17 protein-coding genes and 1 pseudogene are annotated in these 23388 nt (G+C 34.1%); 3 read left to right on the forward strand and 15 right to left on the reverse strand.

Annotated features, from left to right (window positions below; translation table 11 throughout):
- Window positions 1-17: 17 nt before the first annotated feature.
- Entirely contained in the window at window positions 18-923 is a 906-nt protein-coding gene (locus tag BM212_RS07145) for an RluA family pseudouridine synthase (RefSeq protein WP_091897658.1), read from the reverse strand.
- A complete protein-coding gene (gene lspA / locus BM212_RS07150; protein ID WP_072694929.1) occupies window positions 923-1399 on the reverse strand; it encodes a signal peptidase II in 477 nt (158 codons plus the stop codon). The genes BM212_RS07145 and lspA overlap by 1 nt, the downstream gene beginning before the upstream one ends.
- 228 nt (window positions 1400-1627) lie before the next feature.
- On the opposite strand from lspA, the gene BM212_RS07155 reads away from it, so the two are divergent.
- Genes BM212_RS07155 through BM212_RS07165 form a run of 3 tightly spaced genes read left to right on the forward strand, consistent with a single transcriptional unit; the run spans window position 1628 to window position 4401 of the window.
- Window positions 1628-2272 (forward strand): YkyA family protein, encoded by a 645-nt coding sequence (locus tag BM212_RS07155; RefSeq protein ID WP_072694930.1) that lies wholly within the window; start codon window positions 1628-1630, stop codon window positions 2270-2272.
- A gap of 12 nt (window positions 2273-2284) precedes the next feature.
- A complete protein-coding gene (locus BM212_RS07160) occupies window positions 2285-3172 on the forward strand; it encodes a polysaccharide deacetylase family protein (protein ID WP_072694931.1) in 888 nt (295 codons plus the stop codon).
- Complete coding sequence (locus BM212_RS07165) at window positions 3169-4401, forward strand: putative glycoside hydrolase (protein WP_072694932.1); 1233 nt, start codon at window positions 3169-3171, stop codon at window positions 4399-4401. Before BM212_RS07160 ends, BM212_RS07165 begins: the two co-directional genes overlap by 4 nt.
- A gap of 59 nt (window positions 4402-4460) precedes the next feature.
- Here BM212_RS07165 and addA read toward each other — a convergent pair whose 3' ends face one another.
- The 13 genes and pseudogenes from addA to BM212_RS07230 all read right to left on the reverse strand — a co-directional run bounded on the left by addA (window position 4461) and on the right by BM212_RS07230 (window position 23193).
- On the reverse strand, window positions 4461-8264 hold the full coding sequence (gene addA, locus BM212_RS07170; protein ID WP_091897661.1) for a helicase-exonuclease AddAB subunit AddA: 3804 nt from the start codon (window positions 8262-8264) through the stop codon (window positions 4461-4463).
- Window positions 8261-11881, reverse strand: coding sequence for a PD-(D/E)XK nuclease family protein (locus BM212_RS07175; protein ID WP_072694934.1), 3621 nt, complete (start codon window positions 11879-11881; stop codon window positions 8261-8263). The genes addA and BM212_RS07175 overlap by 4 nt, the downstream gene beginning before the upstream one ends.
- Window positions 11882-11973: 92 nt before the next feature.
- Complete coding sequence (pepT, locus tag BM212_RS07180) at window positions 11974-13203, reverse strand: peptidase T (protein WP_091897665.1); 1230 nt, start codon at window positions 13201-13203, stop codon at window positions 11974-11976.
- A gap of 72 nt (window positions 13204-13275) precedes the next feature.
- Entirely contained in the window at window positions 13276-14394 is a 1119-nt protein-coding gene (locus BM212_RS07185; protein ID WP_072694936.1) for a Nif3-like dinuclear metal center hexameric protein, read from the reverse strand.
- On the reverse strand, window positions 14391-15092 hold the full coding sequence (locus BM212_RS07190; RefSeq protein ID WP_072694937.1) for a tRNA (adenine(22)-N(1))-methyltransferase: 702 nt from the start codon (window positions 15090-15092) through the stop codon (window positions 14391-14393). Before BM212_RS07190 ends, BM212_RS07185 begins: the two co-directional genes overlap by 4 nt.
- Window positions 15093-15236: 144 nt before the next feature.
- Window positions 15237-15857: a 50S ribosomal protein L25 gene (locus BM212_RS07195; RefSeq protein ID WP_091897668.1), complete on the reverse strand. Its 621-nt coding sequence runs from the start codon at window positions 15855-15857 to the stop codon at window positions 15237-15239.
- A 195-nt stretch (window positions 15858-16052) separates the two neighbouring features.
- Entirely contained in the window at window positions 16053-17189 is a 1137-nt protein-coding gene (rpoD, locus tag BM212_RS07200; protein WP_072694939.1) for an RNA polymerase sigma factor RpoD, read from the reverse strand.
- Window positions 17190-17209: 20 nt separating this feature from the next.
- Complete coding sequence (gene dnaG / locus BM212_RS07205; RefSeq protein WP_091897671.1) at window positions 17210-19093, reverse strand: DNA primase; 1884 nt, start codon at window positions 19091-19093, stop codon at window positions 17210-17212.
- Window positions 19094-19251: 158 nt separating this feature from the next.
- Window positions 19252-19584: a tRNA-binding protein gene (locus tag BM212_RS07210; RefSeq protein WP_091897673.1), complete on the reverse strand. Its 333-nt coding sequence runs from the start codon at window positions 19582-19584 to the stop codon at window positions 19252-19254.
- A 41-nt stretch (window positions 19585-19625) separates the two neighbouring features.
- The gene (locus tag BM212_RS07215; protein ID WP_335628855.1) at window positions 19626-20201 is read right to left on the reverse strand and encodes a hypothetical protein; all 576 of its coding nucleotides are present in this window, start codon (window positions 20199-20201) and stop codon (window positions 19626-19628) included.
- A 78-nt stretch (window positions 20202-20279) separates the two neighbouring features.
- The gene (locus tag BM212_RS07220; RefSeq protein ID WP_091897676.1) at window positions 20280-20792 is read right to left on the reverse strand and encodes a transcription repressor NadR; all 513 of its coding nucleotides are present in this window, start codon (window positions 20790-20792) and stop codon (window positions 20280-20282) included.
- A 139-nt stretch (window positions 20793-20931) separates the two neighbouring features.
- Window positions 20932-21798, reverse strand: a pseudogene (locus BM212_RS07225) (ABC transporter ATP-binding protein); the annotation flags it as partial.
- Window positions 21799-21957: 159 nt separating this feature from the next.
- Complete coding sequence (locus BM212_RS07230; protein WP_091895368.1) at window positions 21958-23193, reverse strand: transposase; 1236 nt, start codon at window positions 23191-23193, stop codon at window positions 21958-21960.
- Between the last annotated feature and the right edge of the window lie 195 nt (window positions 23194-23388).

Genomic DNA, 23388 nt, shown 5'->3' on the forward strand with positions numbered 1-23388 from the left:
AATAAATATAATAGACACTATTGCTTCCTTAAGATTTCAATTGTTTCTTGAAAAATTTCTGGTATTGGAGATGAGAATTTCATTTCTTCCCCCGTAGTCGGATGTGTAAAACCTAAAGTTTCAGCATGTAAAAACTGCCCATTTCCCTTAATTGTTTTTCTAGGTCCGTAAATTGGATCACCAGCCAAAGGATGCTCGATATAATCCATATGGACCCTAATTTGATGAGTTCGACCTGTTTCAAGAATTAATTTTATTAAAGTAAATTTGTTGAATCGTTCAATGACTTCAAAATGAGTTACAGAGGGTTTGCCGTTATCGACAACTGCATATTTTTTTCTATTACTAGAATCTCTTCCAATAGGGGCATCAATCGTGCCTTTATCATGATGAATTAAACCGTGGACTAAAGCAATATATTCTCTCTGTGCTTTTTTTTCTTTTAACTGTTCAGATAATTTTTCATGCGCAACATCATTTTTTGCAATCATTAATAACCCTGAAGTATCTTTATCAATTCTATGCACTATTCCAGGTCGAATTTTCCCTTTTATTCCAGACAAGTCTTTTATATGATACAACAAAGCGTTAACAAGTGTACCAGAACTATGACCAATAGATGGATGAACTACCATACCTTGAGGTTTGTTGACAACCAAGACATCTTGATCTTCATAAATAATTTCAATGCTTATATCTTCAGGTTTTGCATCTATAACTTCGGGCTCGGGTATATTGACTTCGATTATATCTTCTGATTGTACTTTGTAATTGGATTTAACTGAAGAGCCATTGACAGTTATGTGCCCTTCTTTAATTAAACTTTGAATTTGTGAACGAGAAGCATCTGTTACTTTCTCAGTTATAAACTTATCAATACGTTCGTTTATTCCTTCATTTGAAAATGTATAGTGATCCTTCATTACTTATCAGCTGCTTTCTTTTGTTTGTATAATTTGATTTCATCGATAATCAAGTAAAGAATCATCAGTGCTACACCAATAGTTAAAGCTGAATCTGCAACATTAAAAATTGGAAACTGAATAAATTCAAGTTGGAACATATCTACTACGAACTGATGAAATAATCTGTCTATCAAATTTCCAACTGCACCAGCCAATAAAAAAGATAAAGCTGTTGAAAACAACTTACTTTGACGTCCTTGAGTGTGCAGATAATATAGAATTACTCCAACGACAATTAGTGTGACAATATAGAAAAACCACATTTGTCCCTCTAAAATACTCCAAGCTGCCCCAGTATTTTGATGATAGGTAAGTGATAAGACATTTGGAATGACTTCTACTGTTTCACGTAAGGGTATGTTTTGAACCGTTAAGTATTTTACGAGCTGATCAATACAGATAAAGATCGCTGCAATAATATAATAAATAACCATGTTGACCTCTTTTCTTAAATAAGATACCTCTTAATTGTACCTTATTTTGAGTGTGAAAAACATACTTATAACCATTTTCATTCTTTAATACTTCTAAGTTTTTTAGTAGAACCTGCTAAAATATTATTCATTTCCTTTTTAACTGATGTATATTTTTGTTATACTCTTTTGGTAACACTTTTATAAGCATATAGACTTGTATTATTTTATTTAAAGGAGATCTTTGTAATGATAAAGAAAAAATATATTCTAGCGAATCTTGGTCTCTCGGCGTTTCTTCTAGCAAGCTGTGATGGAGAAAATATTGAAGAGATGGAGACATCAGTCAATGAAATCGATCAGATTCATGATGATATTATCACAGAATTAAATGCATTAACCGAGGAAGAAACAATGCTTCAAGATGCATTTGATGAAACACTTAAATCAGATGAAGAGTTGACAACTTTCTCAGATGGTTCTGCTGTTGTTTTTCAAAATATTGAATCGAGAAGAGAACATTTAGATTCAATTAATAGTCTAAATGAACAATTTGAAGAGCAAGAAGAAATTTTAGCTTCTTATGAAGGCGAAAGTTTATCAGGTGAAGAACTCGATGGTTTAAACAGTAAAATTGATGAATTTTCATCTCAACTTCAAGGATTTACAACCGATTATGATGCTTCACTCACCTCACAAGAGGAATACTTTACTTCTATCGGCAGCGAAGAAGCAAATTATGATACTTTTTCAGATGGTATTAATACAATAAATGAACAACAAACAAGTATTCAAGAAGACTTAGTTATTTTAGATGAGACATTAGTTACTTTAGATACACATATTACAGAAGCACAAGAAATGATTGAAACAGCACTTACTGAAAATGAATAAGGAGAATAACTTATGAATAAATCAAAATATGCTTTTTTGTTCACCTCTGTCCTACTCTTGTCTGCTTGCGGAAATGATGAAAATACACCTACTACTGAAAATGAACAAGCTGCTGTTGATTCAAAAACTAAAAACGATGAAACGACGACTGAAGAAAATGAAGTAGAATCAGAAGAACCGGAAATAAACGAAGATGGTTCAGATATCACTGAAGAGGAAAATGAGCAAATTGAATTTCAATACCAAGTAAATACTGAAAATTATGCATATATTAATCCAATTGAAGGTACACAAGCAAATAAAAAAATTGCTTTGCTTACATATGATGATGCTCCTGATCAACATGCACTTGAGATTGCAGAATCTTTAGTCGACCTAGATGCAAGAGCTATTTTCTTTGTTAATGGTATGTACCTTGAAGATGATGAAGGAAAAGAAACAATCAGAAAAATCTATGATATGGGATTTGAAATTGGAAATCATAGTCAGACACACGCCAGTCTACCAGATATCAGCGAAGAAGAACAATATGATGAAATCGTTAAAACCAGTGATTTAGTAGAAGAAGCTACTGGTGAACGACCTCGATTTTTCCGAGCGCCATTTGGTTCAAATACTGATTATTCAACTGAACTAGCTCATGAACAAGGTATGGAATTAATGAATTGGACTTATGGATATGACTGGAATGCAGAATATCAAGATGCAGATGCACTTACGGATATCATGCTTAATACCAATTTGTTGGTATCGGGATCTAATTTATTAATGCATGATCGACAATGGACAATGGAAGCTACGCCTGATATTGTTACAGGCTTACGTGAGAAGGATTATGAAATAATTGATCCTGCCCTTATTAAATCAGTAAACAATGAAAGTGAGGATTTTGAATTATGAATTTGAAAAAGAAAATTATCATAGGAACTTCAAGTTTAATTACTTTAGTTTCCTTAGCCCCTTCAACTGTTCTTGCAGATGAAAATTCTGATCAGCCTAAAGAAGGAGAAACAAAATTTTTAACACTTTCTCAAGAACCAATTCTATCTGTTCCTGAAGAATTCCCTAGTCAATTCAAATATGACAGCGGTGTTGATATTGACTATCCAGAAGATGGAGTTAAAGGGATTTTCGTAACAGGCTACTCTGCTGGCGGCTCTAAAATGGATAGCTTAGTTAAAATGTTAAATGAAACGGAATTAAATTCAATGGTAGTAGATGTGAAAGATGATAATGGAAATATGATGATGCCACTTGGATCAGATAATGAATTAATCAATCAGTCTACCCAAAACGTTGTAGATCCTGAAGAGTTTATGAATACTATGGAAGAAAATGATATTTACCCTATCGCCCGAATTGTGGTCTTTAAAGATACTAAATTAGCAAACGATCGCCCAGATCTATCATTCACCGATGAAAACGGAGAGGTTTGGCAAAATGGTGGTAATGAAAGTTTTGTTAATCCTTTTGAAAAAGAAGTCTGGGAATATAATGTTGAAGTAGCTAAACAGGCCGCAAAATTAGGATTCAAAGACATTCAATTTGACTATGTTCGCTTTCCTGAAGGATTTGAAAATCGAGATGAAGAATTGACTTATTCTCGAGGCGATTATGCGGAAAGTGATTTGAATAATACAAAACAACGGGTTGAAGCAGTAACTGACTTTGTTGCATATGCTAGACAAGAACTACAATCGTATGATGTAGATGTTTCCGTAGATATCTTTGGTTATGCTGCAACTCTAGAGGAAACACCAGGCATTGGTCAGAATTTCTCTCGTATCGCAGAGAATGTAGATGCTATTTCTTCAATGATCTACCCTAGTCATTGGGGAGTTGGTTCTTTAGGTATAGATCGCCCAGACTTGGAACCGTATAAAGTTGTAGATAATTATATGGAATATGAAAATGATATTTTTGAACAATTAGGTGATAAGGCTCCAACTTCAAGACCATGGTTACAGGACTTTACGGCTTCTTACCTTGGTTCTGGTTATTACAAGCAGTATGGCGCTGAAGAAGTTCAAGATCAGATTCGTGCATTGAATGAACATGGAATAAATGAATTCCTGCTGTGGAATGCTGGAAATGTATATTCTGAAGATGTTCAATATAGTTTTGATTAAATAAAAAAGGAAAACGTAGAGCTTAGAAGATTAATTTCTTCTCTGAGCTCTACGTTTTTTTATGCAATAGATAAAATTTCTGTTGTATCTAATAAAATCAGATAAGTTTCTTTAACCGGTCTTTTCAAAATAGATTCCAATGCTTTTCTATAAAGTCTTAACTGACCACTGTATTTTTCAAGCATAGTTTTTGCTGGATCTTTATACCGACTTAACTGATCAGTTTTGTAATCAAAAAGGACTATCCCATCATCTTCTTCTATATATCCATCGACAATACCGTGAATCAAAATGTGATCTTTTTCATTCTCCATATCTAAAAATAATTCTCTTGCTTCCAAAATTAAAGAAAATGGAACTTCTCTTTTTGTTTGGTTTGCTGATTTAATGACTTTGTGCCCGAAATCTGTCTTAAAATAGCGAACTAGCTGATCGATTCTGATTAAAGCCGCCATTTCTTTAGTAAGAACTTCTTTTTTCACGAGGTTTTCTATATGTTTTTCTATTGATGATTCTGTTGGATATTCGGACAAGTCTAAAGATTGCAACACTAAATGAGTAGCTTGACCAATTTCAGGTGCTGTTGGTTTAAGAACTTCGGATATAAATGAAGGTCTTTCCAACTGATCTTCAACATATCTATTTGGCTTTCTAGGATATGTTACATCTATTTTCATCATTTGTCCATCATTAGGCTCTTCAAACAACCTCTTAATTTCTGATACAGATTGATAACTTGTCGTCATCGTAGCAACTTGATGAGTATAAGACATATTAATCAGATCTACTGCTTTCACAACTGCTTGTTTGGTTTGAGCATCTTCATTCAACTGCAACTTTTTGGTTTTAAACTTTTTATACCACATTGTTTTCTCTTTACTTTGCAGCTTTAGTAAATTTGCTTCCAAATCTGCATGATTAAAAAATGATAGAGTGAACCTTACTGGATGGTTGGTAATTTCTTTATTTGAATTTGTAAGCCAGCTGTCGTAATCCAATGAATGGTGACGTGCTAAAGCAAGCCCTATCCAACTCATATAACTTGAAGATTGTAACCTGATATCAGCTGGTAAAACAGAATTATTATGACCCGTAACTGTTCCCCATTCTCTTAAAGCTGTTTCCTTATCTTTATAGGAACCAACTAAAAATAGTTTCTGTTCTGCGCGAGTTAGAGCAACATATAAAACGCGCATTTCTTCTGATAAAAGTTTATTCTTTTTATGTGTTTTCAATACTTTTTCAGGTAATGTTGTGAATTTCCCATTTTGAAAATCAGCAGATTCAGAAATTTCTTTATATTCAGCACCTACACCAAATTTTTCATCAAATATATAGGACTTTTTAAGATCTGTCTGATTAAATTTCTTGGTCATATCTAAAATAAACACGACTGGAAACTCCAATCCTTTACTAGCATGGATTGTCATTACTCTGACAGAATCCTCTCCACTACTAATAACAGAAGGTTCTGCAAGATCTTTATCTTTTTTCTGCATTTTCTCAATAAAACGAATAAATTGGAACAATCCTTTAAAACTAGTTTTCTCATAAGAAGCTGCTCGTTCATATAAAGCATGAAGATTTGCTTTTCGTTGTTTTCCTGAACTCATTCCGCCTACATAATATAAAAAGCCAGTATCTTCATAAATAGTCCAAATGAGCTTGACGATTGCTTGGCGTCTAGCTAATTCTCTCCAACGTTCAAGCATATCCAAAAATTCATTCAATTTGAGCTGTAAACGTCTATTACTTGGATCTATTTCTTCTTGCTCAACAAATTCCAGTAAAGATTCATAGTAGCTAGAAGTGGCATTCATCAATCTGATTTTTGTTAATTCAATCTCGTTGAGTCCAACTATGGGAGACCTTAGTACAGCAGCTAATGGAATATCCTGCCATGGATTGTCAATAACATTCAGTAAAGACATCATGATACTAATTTCGGTCGTTCTAAAATAATTCTGTGTATCTTTAATTGCAGTTGGGATATCTAATTGTTTGTTAAATACATCTTGAATGACAATATTATTTTTTTTAGTAGGTGTCAGCAAAACAATATCACCAAACTGAATCGGTCTAGTCTGATTCAGCTTTTTATCAAAAATCTCAAAACCGTTGTTCTTTAGCTCAAGAATTTTTTCTCCAACCATCAGCAATTCGCCTTCAGTTTTAGAATCAATTTGAAATGTTTCAGATGAATCTTCAAAGTCAGATTGTTCGGTTAATTCCGTCTCTTCTTGTGTCTCTTTTTCATATATCAAAATTTCTGTTTCACACTGTAAGTCTGCCGGGAAATCTTTATACCCTTGTACTAAACGTGCCGAATTATCATAAGAAAGATTGCCCACTTCTTTATCCATCAATTGAGAAAAAATATAATTGGTAAAATCAAGCACATGCGCATTGGATCTGAAATTCTCTGCTAAAATAATTCGCTCGCCTTCTATTCCAGAAGCATAGCGTTCGTATTTGTCGATAAATAAATCAGGATCAGCCAAACGGAAAGCATAGATAGACTGTTTGACATCTCCGACCATAAATTGGTTTCCTTCTTCAGTATAATCATGTGTGAGCCATTTTAAGATACTTTCCTGTAGAAAATTGATATCTTGATACTCATCTACCATAACTTCTTTAAAACAGTCTCGGTAGTAATTAGACGCTTCTGATGGAACAAGTTTTCCCTGAACTTTTTGTGTTAAAATTTCATAGGTCATATGCTCTAAATCATTGAAATCAAGAAGGCGTCTTTCGTATTTATGCTCCTGAAAGGCTTGAGAGAATAATTTAGTAACTCTTGACATCTCTTTTACCAAAACTTTAACAGATTGGATAAGTTCAACTTGACTTTCTATAGACATATTAAAGTATTCTTCCTGAAGCCTAAGGTAAGCTGATTTAGCTTGGTCTCTAAAATTTTTCATCTCGCTTGCTGCTGCTTTTATATCATCAGGGGTAGTTTTCTTCCTCGGAGCACTCCAAGTCTTAAACTTAAATGACTGTATGGCTTTGAAAGCATCTTCGAGCCTATCTTCAGTAATGTAACCTCTTATTAATTTAAAGTGAACACTTTCGTCCTCTAAAATATTAATTAATTTCTCCAATTCACTGTCTTGGTAACCGATTGAAAGAGCATTTCCATTGAGTTCAATAAAGTTATCAATAATTTGTAACATTTGCGGTTTTGCTAATTTCTTATAAAGTTCACTATCTGATAGCTGACCATCAGGAATAGTATATAATTTAGTTAAATCAGATAACCATCGATCAGGGTCCGGATTTGATCTGGAAAAATTATATAATGAAAATATCAGTTCAGTTAGACCATCATCAGTACGATCATTAGAATAGGTTTCAGCTAAAATTTGAAACATGGAGTCCTCTTCTCCATACAATTTCTCTCTTAAGTCATTCCAAACTTCTTCTTTCATCAAGATATTTTCAGTCTCATCTGTTAATAGTCGAAATACAGGATCTAAATCAATCAAATAATAGAAACGTCTAATCACCTTTAGACAAAATGAATGGAGTGTTGAAATATTTGCTTGGTTTAGTAAAGGTAACTGTTGAACTAAATGTCGCCTTAATGCCGAATCTTTTGTTTGATTTATTTCTTTCTGGATGGCTCTTTGTATTCGTTCTTTCATCTCTCTAGCGGCAGCATTTGTATACGTAACGACTAGTAGTTCATCCACACCAATACCTTTTTTAATTTTTTCAATAACGCGTTGAACGAGAACGGTCGTTTTTCCTGAACCAGCAGATGCGGATATCAAAAGATTTTTCCCGTCATCGTGAATTGATCTCCATTGACTTTCAGTATACAGGCTATCTTTAGGTTTCTCAGGTATTCGATTCATTTATATTCCTCCTCTCCAGGCAGAATCAGTTTTTTAGAAATTTTTTCAATTAAACTAGGTTTATCAGATATTGTTTCAAAATGACGATAATTGTTTTCATCAAGTAAAACATCAAATTGGGAGATTGCTTTATAAGGTCCTGCAACAGAAGGTGTAAATCTCCTTTTTTCCATAAAAGGCTGTAATTCATTTGCACCTGACAATATTTTATTACCAGCATCTGTGATCAGTTTTCGATTATGCTGAAATAAAATCTCTAACTCTTCTGCAGTCATTAATCCTCGCCCTTTTAACAATCCACTTTTTAATTGATTAATAGGATAAATTAAAGAATGATTACCAGCTTCTAGTGATAAATCCAGATTGCTCAAAACTGTATCATCGTTGATGGCTAGTCCTGTTAGTTTAAATTCTTTAAGTAGTTCTAACATCCAGTCTTCAGGATTTCTTTTCTTTGGCCTAACGTATGGATTTTGGACCTGAGCATAAAAAGCTCCAGCTGGTTTAGCTTTTTTGCCAAATAATTCTGGAGAGAATTCGATCGCTGTATCTAAATAGGTAATCATCTGCATCATTAATCCATAATATAATTCATCAAATTTAAAATTATGTTGACTGGATTTGTAGTCAACTATACTCAGATAAAGTTGCTCATTGATTTCCATAGTATCTAAACGATCAATTTTTCCTCGGACATGAAGTTTACCGCCATTTTTCATAGGAAAAGATAAACCAGGTATGCCATTTGCAGTACCAATTCTACCAAATAAAACTTCTGATTTTTGAGGAGTCAATTTACTGCGTCTATTATGATTGCTTATTGCCCACATCATTTTTTTTACAGTTTTACTTAATTGATTTCGGATAAATTTCATTCGGTTAGACATAGACAAGAGTCTAAACTGATTCTTATCATACAACTTTTCTAATACCTCATCAGTCAATAGAGACAGATTTTTATCATTCAACTCTTCTAACCGGATATCTCTTTCAATAATCGTTTTGAAAATACTATCAAGAGCATCATGATAAAAATTACCGGTTTCCATTGGTGTAAGCTCCTGAATGGCCCTTTCTCTTAATTTCAAACCATATTGAAGAAAATGACTGTACGGATCTAAATAAAAACTTTCTAACTGAGATACAGATAAATAAAGGTCTTTACCATATAGATTTTCAGCAAGTTCCGGAGGTAAAGGAACCGGTATATTCTTATGTTCCAGACTGTAAAAAACACGATTCTCAAATAAATTATCGTAATCTCTCATTTTATTATAGAGCAACAACCAGAACATATTAGGCAGGGTATCTCGATCTATCCCTTCTCTCAAAACAGTTACTAGTTGACCAATGGTTTGCTTTCTGGAACCTATAAAAGATAAATTTGTTTCAATCGTTTCATCTAGAACCAGATGACTATCTGCAAGCTTTTTTTGAACCTGAATCATTAAATGATCTGATATTCTCTGGATATATGGGCTTATTCGATTATCTGTTGTTCCGTCTTGTTGAACCGGATAACTGAAAATCAGTTTATTTGATGCATTACTGAAAGCCATATAAGCAGCTAATGGTTCAGCAGCTAATATGGATTGCGAAGAAGGTGCCAGAAATTTATCAATTGGAAGATCACCTTGTAACGTTTCTCGGTCTTCATCCGTCAGTACAGATTCGTTCTCTCGATTTAATGGTAAACTATTGTCAGTCATTCCTAAAATAAAAACAACCTTTTTTGTATTTACACGAATTTTATCAAAATTTGTAAACATTATTTGATCAAGACTTGGTGGAACAATACTATAAGTTGCTTGTTCAAACCCTGTTTCCATAATCGTTAAAAAAGAATCCATATCCCACTCATCATTTCCAAGCACATCTACAAACTCATCTAAAAGTCCAATGAAAGTTTCCCAGACTTGTTCGTGTTTTCTTGCCTCGACAAGATCTCCTGCTGCTATAGCTTGATCACGCCAATAAGCAATTTGTTTATCTATTCCATTATTCACAATAAATTGATATAGTAATCGGGCAACATCCTGATTAGACTTTGCTTTTTGTATCTTTTTGAAGAAAGGAAGCAGTATATTTCTTACGGTTTGTCTGACCTGATTTGAAATAGCTTGAATCTGCTTATCTGCGTCTAATTGTGCCTCTACTTCTTCTAGTTGATAACGTGCATATATCCATTCTTGGTCTGTTGTCCAGTCACTACCTTCATAACCGTAGGCCAAAATTACATTTTCGGTTAAATCGACTTTATATCTCCAGTCGATGTTTGCTTTTTTATAATAATCTATTCTAAGACTTTCTTCTTTAGGTACAGCATCAACTTTCTGTGGAATAAACAACTCTGTTCTTAAAAAACGCATAACATCTTCATAGCGCCAATGTCTTTTTGCAATCAAGAAAAGACTTTGAACAAATTCAACTAAAGGATGTCCAGACATTGAGTCAGGTTCATCAATAAATAAAGAAAGTTCACTTTCCTTGAAAACCGGTTCTATTACAGTCTTGTATTCATCAATAGAGCGACTCATCAACATAATATCTTTAAAGCGATATCCTTCAAAAGCAACCATACGTCGAATTGAATTAGCTATATGCATTACTTCGGCTTGTTTGTTTTCAGCTGCCCATATTTCTATACACTCATTCATATTCAAACTGGTTTTACTAGAAGTTCCGATCGTAGAACCGATCGAACTTTCCACCCAATAATTATCTAAATGATTCAGCTCAGCACACCTTGTATTACTTGGTTCCTTTAAGATAATATCATTTAAAACAGGAAGATTTTCTTCTAGTGCATTTTGATAAAGACGATAGTAAGTCATTCCTGTTTCATAGAATAAATGTGTCAATTCAGGAGGTTGTACAGCAAATTTCTGATCCAACACCAATGAGACCGTTACTTGTTTGCATGCACGGATCAGTTCAATAATCAGTTCTTGTTCTTGGGCTGAAAAGCTCTGGTAATGATTAATGTAAATCTTCGTATTAGACATATCTCTGTTTTTGATTTCTTCAATCAACGATCTTATAATATCTTCTTTTTCAATATATTGACCAATCAGATTATCATTAAAAGCTTGAAATAATAAATTTATATCCGCAATTTTCTGTATAAAATCATTACCTGAATGGTTTTCTATTTGTTCCGGTGTAAAGAAGTTTTCTAAATCATCTGAAGTGATTCGGCCATTTCTCATTTCCATAAATAGTGTAGTCAGTTTTTCAACAAAACCCTGCTGCATACTTTCGCCACGAAATATAGTCAGATTTTCTTCGTTTTCTTTTAATAATTTCCTTATCAGCATAGATAATCCGGTTTCAGTTAATTGAGTTTGGTTATAAATTGCTGAATTTTGCAGATAATACCAAGCCAGACGGCTGATACTAAATACTTGAAGAGTAATCATGCCTGTATAATCAGTCTTTATTTCTCGTTCGCTTTTCAAAAATTCAAGCACCTTGATTTCCGTTTCAAATTTAATGTGATCAGGAACTAGATAAAAGACTTGGGCAGTTGGATCTGTATCCATCGTTTGCTTCATCTCGCGAATCAATTCAGATTCTTTATCCGTATATGCTCGTCCGATTACAAATTGTAAACTCAAATCAAAACTCCTCTCTACTAGATAATAAAAAGCTATAAAAGCTAAAAAGATAGATACTCTATTCTCTAGTATCTATCTTTTTAAAGAAGTTCTTATTTTTTGCTGGTTAGCATAATGATTTCTACAATAACATCAGTAGCTTTAACCATACTTTCAACAGCAACGAATTCGTAACGACCATGGAAATTTTCTCCGCCAGCGAATAAGTTTGGTGTTGGAAGTCCCATGAAAGAGATCTTAGATCCATCAGTTCCGCCTCTAATTGGTTTGATATCAGGCTCAATATCAACATTGCGCATTGCTTCATCTGCAATTTCTACTGAGCGCATATCTTTTTCAATAACTTCTCTCATATTGTAGTACTGATCTTTTACTTCAACTTTGATTCGATCCTGATCAAATCGATTATTAATCTGTTTTGCAATTGATTGGATCATTTCCTTTTTCTCATTGAATTTCTCTCGACTATGATCACGAATAATATATCCCATACTTGCTTCTTCAACCGTTCCATTAATGCCTAATAAATGATAAAAACCTTCTCTGTCTTCTGTTTTTTCGGGTACTTCATTTTCAGGCAGCATTGAATCAAGTTCAATGGCTAATTTTAATGCGTTGACCATTGTATTTTTAGCAGTACCTGGATGAACATTTTTACCTTGAATTGTTATGTTTGCAGAAGCGGCATTAAAACTCTCATATTCCAGTTCACCAATAGGACCACCATCGACAGTGTATGCAAATTCTGCGTTAAAATGTTCTACATCGAAGCGATCCGCCCCAATACCAATTTCTTCATCTGGTCCAACAGCAATTCTAACGTCTCCATGTTTAATTTCTGGATTTGCAAGTAAATATTCTACAGCACTAATCACTTCTACTATTCCTGATTTATCATCTGATCCTAAAAGTGTAGTTCCATCAGTAGTAATAAGCGTTTGGCCAATATAATTTTTCATATTTGGAAAATCTTCTGGAGATAAAATAATGTTCTGATCTTTATTTAAGATGATTTCTTTACCATCATAATTTTCATGTACTTGCGGATTAATATTTTCAGCATTAAAATCAGCTGTATCCATATGAGCAATAAATCCAACTGTTGGAACTTCCTGATCCATATTAGAAGGAAGAGTCGCTGTTACATATCCATTTTTATCATTATACTCAATATCACTTAATCCGATTTCTTTTAAATCTGCCATTAATATATTTGCAAAATCTATTTGTGATTGAGTTGATGGAACCATAGTACTTGACTCGTCTGAACGAGTATTAATTTTTGCATATTTTATAAAACGATCTACTAAGTTTGTATACATATTGGTCCTTCCTTTTCTGTTTACTATATTGATTCTTTTATTTTACACTAAAAAGTCAGTCATTTCCTGATATTATTTAAAATTAAATACATCTTTTTGCTTTTTGGAAGGGTAAATTTTAAGATCCCAATTTTCTTCTATCTTCCAGTTATTAATGATCTGGTGCATTTCTGAAACGAAAACTGATTCGATATAATGACCAGCATCGATAACATCAACCCCATCTCTTAACATATCCTGTGCATTATGATAAGAAACGTCCCCAGTAATAAAAAGTGTGGCACCTTTTTGTTTTGCATCGAAATAATAGTCAGAACCCGCTCCTCCAAATATAGCCACTTTTTTGTGCAATTTTTTCGGATTTTTACTTGCATACTTCAGACCATTAAGTTCAAGTTCGGACGTAACTTTTGTCAACATCTCTTCAGTTGTAATTTCAAAGGCAGCGATTCTTCCATAACCATAAACTTTATTTTCGTTTTCAAGAGTATAAAGATCATAAACAGGTTCTTCATAGGGATGGGCGGTTTGTACTGCATTTATTACATTTGTCGTTAACTGACGAGGGAACATCACTTCAATACGAACTTCATTGACGATCTCTTCTTTTCCTATCTTTCCAACAGTAGGATCTGACCCTTTTTGCGGAGTGAATCTGCCTTGTCCTTTAATACTATATGAAACATCTTGATAGTCTCCTACTTCACCAGCTCCAGCAAGATGTAATGCTCTTCTAACTTTTTCAACATCTTTTTCAGGAACATATACAGCTAATTTTTTATAACCTTCACGGTAAGTTGGAAAAACTATTTCTCTGTCTTTTGGAAGACCTATAGCATCAGCTAACCAGTCACTCATACCGAAGTCAGCAGCGTCTATATTCGTGTGAGCAGAAAAAACAGCTATATCTGATTTAATTAAATCAATATATTCACTCCTGCGGGGATTCTCAGTATTCAATGACTTTAATGGTTTGAAAATAGCAGGATGATGAGTAAAAATTAGATCAACTCCTAATTCCTGAGCTTCCTGAATTGTATCGGCATCAACATCAAGAGCAATCATGAGCTTATTAACTACTTTATCTAATGTACCAAAAGAAAGGCCAATAGGATCCCATTCTTCAGCTAGATATGGAGGTGCAAACTGCTCGATTCGTTGAATAATATCTTTAACTTTTACTTGGGTCATTTTATCATCTCCGTGATTTGATCAATTTCCTGATCTAACCTGTTTAATTTAATTGAATTCACTTCTTTAGACTTTTTTAGTTCTTCTTTAATATAAAAGAGTTTTTCTAACTCACGAGTCCATTTCAGCTTGAATATCGAAGAAGAATTCATAAGTAAAACAGGTCCAAAAGTTAATTCTAGTTCACTATATTGAATAGTTTCATCAGTTGGAATCGCTACAATGATCTCATAGATTTTATCGTTTTCTTCTAAAATTTCCTCGTTTATGATTTTGTACTGATTATTCATCAAGAAAGTTCGGAGTGTCTTTTCGCCTACATTTGGCTGTAGAATCAGTTTTTCTTTTCTGGAAAGTACTTCATTATTTACTCCTCGCTGTAAAATATCGCGAATCAGAGTACCACCCATCCCGCAAATGGTAACTGTATCGATTCTATCATCTGAGTGAATGACTTCCAAACCGTCTCCCAATCTAACTTCAATTTTATTTTCAAGTTTTCTATACGAAACTTCTTTTTTTGCTTTATTGTAGGGACCTTTTACTACTTCACCAGCCACTGCCCAGTTAATTAACTTTTTCTGAGCCAGTGCACAAGGTAAATAAGCATGATCAGAACCAATGTCAGCTAATCTTGCTCCGGGTTGTATGTATGCCGCTACTTGTTCTAGTCTTTTAGATAATTGTATCGATTCCATCCTGCACCTCTTCTTAATTCTTATATTTCTCATTTTAACAGCTTCCACTAGCAGAATAAAAGGAAATATGTAATAAAAGACCCACAGAAGAGAATTCTCTTCTGCAGGTCCTGTTAAAAACGTGATTGTTAGGAAAAATAAAGATTATTCAGAATCTTCATCTTTGTCTTCGCCGATCACTTCTGGTTCTGGCATGTCATCTGATGTTTCAGTTGTTTCTTCTTCAACTGCATCAGGAGCAGAAATTGAAACAACAGTTAATTCAGCATCAGTCAATAGTGTAGCACCTTCTCCAATTTCAAGATCACTTACACTAATAGTATCACCAATAGTAAGCGATGATACATCTACTGTATAGTCAGAAGGAGCTTCAGCTGGCGCAACTTCAACTTCTAATTCAGAGATTGATTGAGAAACATAGCCTTCTTTGATTTCGTCTTCCCCAGAAATATAAACTGGAATAGTCATATGAACTTTTTGACCTTTAGTAAAGGATAATAAGTCTACATGATACAAAATAGGTTTGATAGCAGCTGTTTTTAATTCTTTAACAAAAACATGATAAGTTTCTCCGTCAACTTCAACGTCGAATACTCCGTTAGCCCCTACCTTACGCAAAGTGTCTTCCAATTCTTTCTGATTTAACAATACAGGCACAGTTTCCAATTCTTTACCATAGATAGCTGCGGGTACTAATCCCTCAGTTCTTGCTTTTTTCGAAGCTGATGTACCTGTTTCAGTACGCTTAGTTGCTTTTAATTTCATTAATTTCACCTTCCGAATATATATTAAATAAGTAAGATACTTATTTTCTGACGTTTACTATATAATTATACCAAATATAGGGGATTAAAGCAAAAGAAACCACCAACCGCTGATATTCTCAATCTATATTTTAGTATCATTAAATAGTAAAAGGCCACTTTAAAGTGGCCTTTATTCATTATTAGATAATTTGATTTATTCTAGGAAGTCTTTCAACTGTTTTGAGCGACTTGGATGACGAAGCTTTCTAAGTGCTTTCGCCTCTATCTGCCTGATACGTTCTCTAGTTACACCGAACACTTTACCTACATCTTCAAGTGTTCTCTGACGTCCATCATCTAACCCGAAACGAAGTCTCAATACATTTTCTTCACGATCTGTTAATGTATCTAATACATCTTCTAATTCACTTTTTAATAGTTCATAAGCAGCATTATCAGCAGGACTAGTTGCTTCATTATCTTCTATAAAGTCTCCCAGATGCGAATCATCTTCCTCGCCGATTGGTGTCTCAAGAGATACCGGTTCTTGAGAGATTTTTAAAATATCTCTAACTTTTTCAGTCGGCAAGTCCATTTCTGCTCCAATTTCTTCAGGTGTAGGCTCTCTTCCTAAATCCTGAAGTAATTGACGCTGGATACGGACGAGTTTATTGATTGTCTCAACCATATGAACTGGTATACGAATCGTTCTTGCCTGGTCAGCAATTGCACGGGTTATAGCTTGTCTAATCCACCAGGTAGCATAAGTTGAAAATTTGAACCCTTTTTCATAATCAAATTTTTCAACAGCTTTCATTAATCCCATGTTACCTTCTTGAATTAGATCTAAAAAGCTCATTCCACGTCCAACATAACGCTTAGCAATAGAAACAACCAATCGTAAGTTGGCTTCCGCTAATTCTTGTTTAGCAATAATGTCTCCATTTTCGATTCTTTTTGCTAAAGTTATTTCTTCTTTTGCGCTTAATAGGTCTACTCGACCAATTTCTTTAAGGTACATTCTAACAGGATCATTTATTTTAACACCAGGAGGAGCAATCATTTCTTCTTTCTTAGCTTCTTCAACGACTTCTTCTTCTTTGTCTAACTGTTTTGCTAGAGGGTTACCGTCTTCGTCAACGACTCCAACACCCTCATCTTCGAATTTCTGAATCAAATTATCCATTTGATTTTTTTCGAGTTCGAAAGGCTCAGCTAGTTTATCGGTTAATTCAACATAAGAAATTGTCTGTTCCATTTTCTTTTTCGTTTCTTTAATCAATTCCTTTACAGCTGCTTCATATTTTTTGCTTGGTTGAACATTATTTACTTCTTTTTTAGTTTTGGCCATAAAATAGTATGCCTCCTGCTTTATGCTTCTTTCGCAGCTTTTAGCTGGCGATTCAAGTTAATGATTTCAATAGTTAAAAACTGTTGTTTCTGTTTGTCTCCAGTTCTTTCTGCCTCTTTTAATTCTTCTCTTTTCGCTTTCAGCTTAGCTTCTACCGGTGATCGATTAGATATTACATCAATATAATCTTCTATTTCTCCAGTTACCAGCTCTTCTCCTAGATCCATCCACAAAATTTCTGTGGCTTTTTTCTTATGTTCCGGATCTTTAATAAAATCCAGAAAAGCTTCTACATTGTTCTCACCTTTGTCTCTAAAGTATGATTCATATAACAGATATAGAATTTGGTAATGTTCGTGTGGAAAAGTAAATTCAGTTGGTAAGTTCTGCAATGTATACCATACCTCATCATGGTAAAAAAGTCTATTCAGCAGCATTTTTTCTGCTTGTTCCACAGAACTTTTTTTTGGTTTATTCTGTCGAGTAATCTGAACAGAATAAGCTTCATTTTGTCTGTCGGTTTTTTGTTGTTTTAACTGTTTCGTACGATTTTTTTGATTTTCAAATGCATGTTGTTGAAACTGTTCTTTTAAAGTATCTTGGGTTACTTTAAATTCTTGAGCAAGTTGATTGAAATAAAGCTCCCGTTCTACCGGAGAATTAACAGTTGTCATTTTTTTCAAGACTTGCTCAATATAAGAAAGACGCTCACTTTCATTTTTCAAGTTTTTACCGTTTCGGTAATACTTCATCAGAAAACTCATAAGTGTGTCTCGACCATGTAATAGAAAATCTTTATAGGCTTCTTTCCCTCTTGACTTGATGTAATCATCAGGATCCAATTTTTCTGGGAAACTAGTTATTTCAATTGTAAAATGAGTTTGATCAGTAAAATATTCTGTGGCACGTTTGGTCGCTTCCAACCCAGCTTGATCTCCATCATAAGCAATAACAACTTTATCTGTTACTCGATCCATCTGCTGAATTTGCTCATGAGTTAAACTTGTCCCCATTGAAGCAATCCCATTTCTAATGCCCGCTTGCCAGGAAGAAATAACATCCATAAATCCTTCAAAAAGATAAACTTCGCCTTCTCTGCGAATAATTGGCCTGGCTTTATCATAATTAAACAAGATTTTACGCTTATTGAATAAATCTGTTTCTGGACTATTTACATATTTTGCTGAATGAAATCCAGGAGTCGTTTCACTGTTATCACCTTCAAATATCCTGCCGGAAAAAGCTACTGTCTGACCTTTGTGATCTCTAATAGGAAATATAATCCTACCAGAAAAACGATCCAGCAACTGACGATCTTCTCTATCAGAAAATAATCCAGTTTCCGATAGCAATGTATTATCTAGGCCTTCTTGATTGTCTAGATACAATTTTAAAGCATTTCGTTGTGGTGGAGAAAATCCGAGTTGAAACTCTTCTATGGTCTCTTTCTCTACACCTCGATCTAAAAGATATTGATAAGCAGCTTCTCCAACTTTTGTATTTATCAAAATATGATGGTAAAATTCTTTAGTCTTTTCATTGATTGCTAGTAATTTGCTGAATTTACTATTTTCATTAGGTCTAGATTGATTTGATTGTTGAATTATTTCCTGATCTATTGGAACATCTGCAATTTCTGCTGACTTAATAACAGCTTCTGGAAACGAAATACCTTCCATTTCCTGGAGGAAACTAAATACATTTCCACCTCTTCCGCAACTAAAACAGTGAAATATCTGTTTCTTTTCATTGACCGAAAACGAAGGTGTTTTATCTTCATGAAACGGGCAATGAGCAAAGTGATTTTGGCCCGATTTTTTTAATTGAACATATTGTGAGACCACATTGACAATATCAGATTTTTCTCTAATTTGTGTAACTGTTTCTTCTGGAATACGAACCAAATCAATGCCTCCCTCACACAAAAATCAGCACAAAATATAAACGATTTAATAAACGAAACTATTAAAAACGGGGCATAATTGCCCTATAATAATCAAACATTAGTATACCATAATCCTATTAAAAAGCAAATTCCCCATCAATAAGATGAGGAATTTTTTTAGCCTATTTTAGTACCATTGGGAACTGGTTCATCTATATTTAATAAGACAACTTCTTTGTCTGAAAGGATGCCACCTATCACTAGTACTTCAGATTTGTAACCTGCAATTCTTAATGGAGGAAAATTAATTACCGCAATGATTTGCTTTCCAAGGAGATCTTGAATATCGTAACGGTCAGTAATTTGAGCAGAACTATTTTTAGTACCTATTTCGTGTCCAAAGTCAATTTGTAATTTATAAGCCGGTTCCCTAGCTTCTTTAAAAAATTCGGCTTTCACTACTGTTCCTACTCTAATGTCTAAACTTTTAAAATGCTCAATATTTGTCATATGAATTTTCCTTTTATTACATGATACCTTACATAATTCACTTACTTAGTCTCTATTCTTTTTGCCAATGACTGTACTCTGCTACCTAATGATGTCCATACGAATTGTGAAATAAGGAAATCAACCATACTATGAACAATCGTTCCAACTCCTACTAGTAAAAATACAGCTAAGAAGAAACCTTCTGAATAGCTTGAGCCCGGAATGAGACCGAAGAAAAACATTGAAACAACTAACATTTCAGCAGCACCATGGAGACATCCGATCGCTAACGAAAAGATCGTACTTTTTAAAGGGGATCTAAGTACTTGTTCTCTGCGGTTAATTAAGTATTTTGCTCCCACATAAGCAAATATGACATGACTCAAAGCACGCAGAACCACTACAATTGGAAAACTAGCCAATAAAAATCCTACAGCTGATCCTAAAGAAACTGCTACGGCTATCCCAGGTGAGAAAAACATAGCTAAAAATATTGGTACATGACTTGCTAAAGTAAATGATGCAGGCTCAATCAATACTTTTATCGGCATAACCATCGGGATTACAATAGCAATCGCAGTTAACAGAGCCGTCACAGTCAATCTTAATGTATTTGTTTTTTTGATAAAAATCACTCCTCAGTGTACTCCTGCGTTTACAGGTGTCTTTACACTAAACAGTATATACGATTTGGAAATTATTACAACTGAAACTTAATAGTAGATTAGATTTTTCTCTTTTAACGCTTCCACGATTTGATCTAATGTAAGCTGGTCTTTCGCAGATATTGTATGACTATGCAGTCCACCGGTTAATTCTGCTAGTAAAGTTGTTTTATTATTTTTAATTTTTTGTATAAATTCATTTGCTTCTAATCTGCTTGATATATTCAGTCCACCAACCATTTCTCCATAAATGGGATGTTCTACAATTACATCTATAACTTCTCCACCATGATCTACAATTAGATAAAGCTCTTCGAGTGTCTGTTCAAAAGTATGCTGACAAACAATTCTTCGCTCTTGTCTTTCTGATGAGTTAGATCTCATAACATACCCTTTTGTGGTAGAAAGAATTTCTTGTCCTTCTGCTCTTAACAAGGCAATATCTCCCACAATAACCTGGCGACTGACATCGAACTGTTCTGCAAAACTCCTGGCTATGATTGGCTCATTAGCTTCTTTTAAGTTAGATAATAATGTAGCTCGTCTTATTTCTGCTTCCATCCCACTGCCTTCTCTCTGTATAAAGATTTATCTTTAGTATACTATATAGTTTTATAAAATAAAAAGTACAGCCAGCAATTCCTTATGAATAGATAGCAAAAGAATTGCTGGCTGTATAAATAATGATGTTACAGAATATTTATTGAGCAAACTGAGCATCGTAAAGACGTTTATATGCCCCTTCTAACGCCATCAGCTCATCATGTGTTCCCTTCTCTTCAATACCGTTTTTCGTTACTACGACGATACGATCAGCATTTTTGATTGTAGCAAGTCGATGAGCAATAATCAAAGTTGTTCGACCTTCAGACAGTGAATCCAATGCTTCTTGAATTGCTTGTTCTGTTTCAGTATCTAAAGCAGAAGTTGCTTCATCAAGAATTAAAATAGGAGGGTTTTTTAAAAACATTCTGGCAATTGAAAGTCTTTGTTTTTGGCCGCCAGATAATTTCACCCCGCGTTCTCCTATTACTGTATTCAATCCATTTGGCAAAGTGCTGACAACCTCTTCTAGATTGGCTAATTTTACTGCCATACGAACTTGTTCATCATTAGCAGTCAAATCACCATAAAGAATATTTTCCTTGATTGTTCCTGGAAATAGAAATACATCTTGTTGTACAACCCCAATTTGTTCTCTGAGAGATTGTACCTTTATATCATGGATGTTATGCCCGTCAACTTCAATACTTCCTGAATCAATCTCATAAAATCTTGGAAGCAGATTACATATAGTGGTTTTACCAGCTCCACTTGGCCCAACAAAAGCAATGGTTTCTCCTGCTTTAATTGAAAGATTGACTTGATCTAATATCGGGTTATGTTCTTCATAACTGAAAGTTACATTTTTATAGTCAATATTACCAATTAATGATTCTACATCTATCGCATGCAAGGAGTCTTGTATTTCTGGTTCACGGCTAATTTCTTCCTGAAGTCTTCTAAACCCGGCAATCCCTTTAGGATAGCTTTCTATCATAACATTGACTCTTTCAATAGGACGAACCAGATTTGAATTTACCCTTTTTACATTAAATATCCACTATTGCATGTAATTAGAAAACCTGTATTCGTTAATTCCTCATTTTTAGCAATTATGTTTAAAAATAGCCATGCAAATAAAACGCCCATATGCGCGTTTTAAAAAATTATTCAGTTTATTCATTCACAGTAAAGATAACTGATTCGAACGCTTTTCTACTTTGTAAAAGTATCTGATACCTACCGTATCAAACGAGAGGATTTTAGAGATACCTCGTATGAACCGATAAAGATAGAACTTTATTTTCTTTCGTTTGTTTGAAGGTCGTGCCCGTGCTAAGACTGTTTGTGTATGGTAGTTACTCTTTTCAATGGCCAACGAATAATGCCCAACAAGACAATTCATCAGTGTATACAGAATGCGTAATGAACTGACCGTCATTGTTCGCGTTTTTTCTAATTGAAACTCTTCCTTTTGAACACGAAAGAGTTCTTCAATTCGCCAGCGAGTAATATAACTTTTCAGAATTCGAAGGACATCGTCCTTCCCATTGATGGAGTGATTCGTTAATAGTTTCATTGGCTTTTCGCCATAGCCATAGACAACAACCATATTAAGAGGGGAATCTTTTAACACAGGCAACTTAACTTTAATATGACTAACCTTTAATTTATATTCATCACCTTGAATTTCCGTCTTAAAGTTGATTTTTCCTTTCCGACGATGCGCTAAGTCAGGGACTTTCACGCGACGATTTCTATGTAGTAAATAACGATTATCCTTTAGTCGCGTAATGAAGTGATGGCCGATATCTTGGACATACTCATATATCGTATTGGTGTCATAACCACGATCCATAACGAAAGTAGCCTTTTTCTTTCCTAAAAACGAAGTGACTGTATTAAAGCCTTTGGCTATTTCAATATTTTGACTGTGAAAATCTTTCTCCTTGGAAGAATACAAATGATTATACAGAGGCAAGGGATGTTTCGTTTTCAGTGTAGCCATTGAAAAATTGATTGTAGGATAGCCTTTCTCTAAAACATTCTTTGACCCATCACGGACTAAAGCTAAATGTTCCATCTTTTCGGCATAAGGTTTAACAATTTCTGATTCATCAACGATAACCAAAGGGTTATCCGGTATAGATGTTCTTAAGCCATTTAAATAATTATGATGGAGCTCTTTCAAGTCATTCTCTTCAGAAGCATTACGAGATAAGCGTTTAATGGTGTACTGCAAGTCAATATTTTCTTCTAACGCTCGTGCAATATCTGATAACAGGGTATTTTGAGCCTTAGACATGCCATATAAAATATCACTGTAAAATTTCTTTCGTGGTTTAGAAAGACCTTCGGTCAGTTTTTCTAAAAAAGTGATTAAACTTCGCTTTGTTTGATAAATTTCTGTAGAATTCATGGTAAAATAACCTCAGTTCCTGTTTTGTTTTTTTGTTTTGTAGTGATTCAATTATAACAGATAACAGGATGAAATTAGTCCACAGATTTAAGCTGTGGACTGCTCAAAAGCCCGAGGATACCATGTTTTCCACATGTGTATACCTCGGGCTTTTGTCACCGTTCAGGAAATCATAAAATTTTGGGTAAATTCAAA

The sequence above is a fragment of the Marinilactibacillus piezotolerans genome (assembly GCF_900114235.1).
Lineage (GTDB): Bacteria > Bacillota > Bacilli > Lactobacillales > Carnobacteriaceae_A > Marinilactibacillus > Marinilactibacillus piezotolerans.